This window comes from Oleiphilus sp. HI0128 (assembly GCF_001635365.1).
Map to the genome: position 1 here is coordinate 1 of NZ_LWGG01001039.1, position 492 is coordinate 492.

The window sequence follows — 492 nt, forward strand, 5'->3', positions numbered from 1 at the left end:
GTATTTGTTGAGTAAATTGATGTTAAACAACCTATATGGTAAATTTGCTCAAAAGATTTTACGGGATTCAGCAATTCCAGTATTAAATGGCGATGTAATTAAATTCGAGACTTCTGAGTATAAGTTGAATACTGGCTATGTACCATTAGGGGCTTATATTACAGCTTATGCTAGACGTAATTTGGTGGAGTCCATTCATGAAAATTGGGATCGATTCTTATATTGTGATACAGACTCCATGGTTATTTTAGGTCAAGCTAAAGGAATCACAATGGGAGACCAACTTGGTGATTGGGATTTGGAAGGTGTTAGTCAAATTGCTCGTTTCGTAAGACAAAAAACGTATATTATGTACGGGTTTAAGAAAAGCATTCCAGCTAATGGTTTTAAAGTTTCAGATGAAAGCGAATATGATTTTGATTATGAAGACGTAGACGGTATCACAACAATACCGTCATCTAATACAGGAAAATTAAAACGTAAGACAATTAA

Annotated in this window: 1 protein-coding gene; it reads left to right on the forward strand. The window is 34.1% G+C overall.

Going from position 1 to position 492, the window contains the following annotated elements; genetic code table 11:
• Nucleotides 1-19: 19 nt before the first annotated feature.
• Nucleotides 20-492 (forward strand): hypothetical protein (locus A3763_RS17665; RefSeq protein WP_197482954.1); only part of this gene is annotated, 473 nt, incomplete at its 3' end.